This is a genomic window from Vreelandella boliviensis LC1 (genome assembly GCF_000236035.1).
Classification (GTDB): Bacteria; Pseudomonadota; Gammaproteobacteria; order Pseudomonadales; family Halomonadaceae; genus Vreelandella; species Vreelandella boliviensis.
This window is the reverse complement of record NZ_JH393264.1, coordinates 1-3,940: the sequence shown is the minus strand read 5'-3', so window position 1 is coordinate 3,940 and position 3,940 is coordinate 1. Positions and strand designations below refer to the sequence as shown.

General features: G+C 52.6%; 4 protein-coding genes. All 4 read right to left on the bottom strand.

The features are described 5' to 3' along the window. Window positions 1–143: 143 nt before the first annotated feature. Window positions 144–734 (bottom strand): rhodanese-like domain-containing protein, encoded by a 591-nt coding sequence (locus KUC_RS18910; RefSeq protein ID WP_141243497.1) that lies wholly within the window; start codon window positions 732–734, stop codon window positions 144–146. Window positions 735–1,002: 268 nt separating this feature from the next. Then, complete coding sequence (locus tag KUC_RS18905; protein ID WP_007114868.1) at window positions 1,003–1,329, bottom strand: FAD-dependent oxidoreductase; 327 nt, start codon at window positions 1,327–1,329, stop codon at window positions 1,003–1,005. After that, a complete protein-coding gene (locus KUC_RS18900) occupies window positions 1,305–3,086 on the bottom strand; it encodes a SulP family inorganic anion transporter (protein ID WP_007114867.1) in 1,782 nt (593 codons plus the stop codon). Before KUC_RS18900 ends, KUC_RS18905 begins: the two co-directional genes overlap by 25 nt. 53 nt (window positions 3,087–3,139) lie before the next feature. Further along, window positions 3,140–3,568: a protein tyrosine phosphatase family protein gene (locus tag KUC_RS18895; RefSeq protein WP_040481799.1), complete on the bottom strand. Its 429-nt coding sequence runs from the start codon at window positions 3,566–3,568 to the stop codon at window positions 3,140–3,142. Between the last annotated feature and the right edge of the window lie 372 nt (window positions 3,569–3,940).

Genomic DNA, 3,940 nt, shown 5'->3' with positions numbered 1-3,940 from the left:
AAAAAAAGCCGATGGCAGCGGTAGTTGCTGCCAGTGCCAAGATAGTTTTGCTGGTTTTATGTGTGTGAGTCATGCGGTCACCTCGTTGGGTTTGGTCAATGTCCTGGCCCTGCTGTTTAAGCAGTGACCCATATATCGGAGTATTAGTGGGCAGGGCGCCATGCCACATCAGGGTTGATGTCATAGCTCCACGGAAGGCCCGAATTGCGCCAGCCATCCTGCGCTCTTACGCCCTGGGAATTACCCTCCTTGAGCTTTTCACCCTCGAAACCGTCGGTCATGGAGTAGACTTCGCTGTATCCCATCTCGGCGATCACATCGGCAGCGGGGGCGCTGCGGGTGGCACCGGAGCGACACATGACAATGATCGGATCTTCTTTATTTACGCCCAGGGCTTCCATTTTGGCTCTTAATTGCTCTTCGAAGTCAGCGTTTTTGACCACTGGCCAAGTTTTCGTTTCTCCATCGAAGTTGTCGCGCTCGGCTAACACCCAGGGCACATGGATATCGGTGGGCTCGGCGAAGCCAGTAAACTTGATCTCAATGGGGTCGCGTACATCAATGAGTACAGCGCGATCGTTATCTTGCATGAGGTCATGAGCCTCAATGGCTGTGACATAGAGACCTAATGTTGTTTCCCGGTAGGCCTCGACTTCGTCTGCAATAGAGGGTGTGGCTCCTAAGGCCATCGTGATTCCGATGGCGGCAACCATAGGCATTAAAGAGTTTTTCATAACTATTTCCTCTAACGTAATAACGTAAGCTGCATGTGGCAAGCATAGTCGTCATCTCGCTTAAGAACACGAGGAAAGTGGCTGTAGCTTGATCCATATCAAGCCAATATGATTTTAGTGGTTGCGAAGAGGTGCTGAGATGAAGAGATGAAGAGGGGCGGTGATCGCCAAATTAAACGGTTAGATGTCTGCCCTTATGGCGTTTATGTGAGCAATGTAAAAAATAATGCACCCGCTGTCCCGGCGTAACCCTGATCTTAATCCCTCTTCAAGTACCGGGTGGTAAAAGGGCATAGCGAGCATTACCGACGAAGCGATCGCGCTCATGTTTGACTCTTGCAATCACCGCTTTGCCATCGATCGCTACTTCATTGACATTGACACCAAACAGTTCTGCTTTACGCGCGTTGTGCGCCACATTGGCGGCAGCGATGAATAGCTTGGAGGGCATGCACCCCACGCGGGCGCAGGTAGTGCCATAGGCGCCGGATTCTAAAAGCATTACATCGTCGGTATGCTTGCGTGCGGCGTGCCAGGCGCTAAGACCAGCACTACCGGCACCAATAATGGCTATCTTGGTGTGTCGCTTTTGCATGACGTTGTCTCCTTTAGTTGTTTTGGCAAGAGTGGCGTGTTGGTCTTGGTCGGGTGGGCCAGAGCCTGCCAAGCATCAAAGGTAGTAAAAAACACCTGCCCGGTTAGCTCGCGGCAAAAGTCAGTGTTCTGTAATCGATCCATCACGGGCCCTTTCACTTCCGCAAGGTGCAGCTTGGCGCCTGCATCGTTTAACCGCGCATTGATCGCTTCTAAGCTCTCAAGCGCAGAGGCATCAATCACGTTAACCGCTTGGCAGGTCAGCACAATGTGCTTAATTGAGGGCGAGCGGGCGGCCAGCGCCATGACGGTGTCTTCTAGGTAGCGGGCATTAGCAAAGTAGAGGCTTTCATCAATACGTAGCATCGCTAGCTGCTCATCGGTTTCGACCTGATGGCGCTTGACGTTACGAAAGTGCTCGGTGCCCGGCACACGGCCAACCACCGCGCTATGGGGCTGGCTGGTGCGGTATAGATGCAGCCCAAGCGAGAGCACCACACCGCTGATAATACCTAGCTCCACGCTGTGCAGTAGAGTGAGCAGTAGGGTGGCCACCATGGCCAAGCCATCGCTACGGGAGTATTGCCAAGTACGTTTCACCGCCGGTAGGTCAATCAGCGTGCCGACCGCCACAATAATGGTAGCTGCCAGGGTCGCTGTGGGTAAGAATGCCAGTAGGTCGGTTAACAGTAGTGTGGAAAGCACAATGCCCAGCGCCGTGAATGCTCCAGCCAGCGGTGTTGCCGCGCCTGCTTCAAAGTTGACTACCGAGCGGGAAAAACCGCCAGATACCGGCGAACCGCCGCTGACGCCAGCGCCCAGATTAGCCATGCCAAGTGCAATTAACTCTTGATTAGGATTTATACGCTGGCGGCGCTTGGCAGCAAGTGTTTGCGCCACCGATATCGATTCTACAAAGCCCACCAGGCTAATTAGCAGTGCTGCGGGTAATAGGCCAAGCCACAGCGATTGATCCAGGCTGGGCAGTGCAAGAGCAGGTAGGCCGCTGGGTACCGCGCCAACTAGTGCTACGCCAAGCTGGTCAAGGTTTAGCTCCCAAGCTAGAAACGTAGTGACAATCACCGCCGAGATCGGAGTGGCTTTCACGATGAGCCCGGCAGTGCTAGCAGAAACGCCGATAGTCGTCAGCCACGAGTTTAGCCGCTTGCGGCACACCAGCAGAAAGGCCCATACGCCTAGTCCGATCAGCAGCGTCGTTATATTGATCTGTTGCCACTGGCTCAGCAGTGCCCCCAGCAGGTCAATGACGTTATGGCCAGATGCTTCTACGCCAAGGATATGTTTAAGCTGGCTAATCGCAATTAGAATGCCCGAAGCTGTTATGAATCCCGAAATAACCGGATGGCTCAAGAAATTAACTAAAAAGCCCAGCCTCAGCACGCCCATGCTGATCAATATCAGTCCTGAAAGCGCCGCCAATACCAGCGCTGCCCCAATGTATTCCGGGCTGCCAGGGGTAGCAAAGTTACTCAGCGCAGAAGCTGTCATTAGTGCCGCCACGGCTACAGGCCCTACCGCTAAGCTAGCGCTGTTGCCAAAAATGGCATATAGCACCAGTGGCAGCATGCTGGCATAGAGGCCCATTTCCGGTGGTAGCCCCGCCAAAAGGGCGTACGCTAGCGCCTGGGGCACCAGCATTAGCGTAACAATTACCGCGGCCAGTGCATCCCGAGAGAGCTGCTTTCGGTTATAGCTGCGTAGCCAGCCGGCCAATGGCAACCAACGCTCAATATTCATGAGGCGTACCCGCTTGTTGATACAACGTGATCGCGACTAATGTCGTCGCATTGTTAGGTTTGTTGATCCTCGAGCCCTTGTCGATGCTCTTCCAAATCGAAGCCTGCCTCTTTTGCAGCGGTAAACAGCTCTGCTAGTTCGCAATGCTCCATTTGGCGCTTAGCGTAGGCCCATAGATGGGTAGCCCGCTTACCGGTGCGACAGAAAGCCAAAATAGGCTTGGGAAGTTGCTGTAGCGCCACAGCAAAGGCGGTAATATCCGCTTGGCTGTAGTCACCAGGTGTGACAGGAATGTGCACCCACTGAAGGCCAATGTCTGCTGCTTTTAGACGGTAAACTTCTTCACCCGGAAACTCAGCGCTTTCGCCAGGTTTGCAATTGCAAATTACCGTTTTGAAGCCTTTTGCTTTTACTTGCTCTAACTCATCTACCGTGAGCGCCGAGGTAATTTCGACGTCCGTTTCTAAAGGCTGCGTTTGCATGGTCATGCTCCTTTTTATCAAAGAGGTTTTTCAAATTAGTGGTTTACTAATTTGGGTGTGCCTGCGCCAGTGTGCCTTGAAAGCGCAAAAGTGTTCATGGGGTATCCTCCTAAAATTTCAGGCATATATGTCGGATGGGTTGCCATGATCGGACGATTAATGTGCAGCATGCCAAACTCTAAAGTTTCAATGGCATGGTTATAATGATAGCTCATTTAATTATAAACGGTGAATAACCCGACATGATATGAGCGATAGGTGAAATGTGGTCTTGTTTGATCCAGCTGGGAAGATTACTCAGCGTGCTTATATTGCGTGAATCCGGCTACTCGGTGTTGACGACGTCACCCCATCCTCAGTAGCACCCGGGTT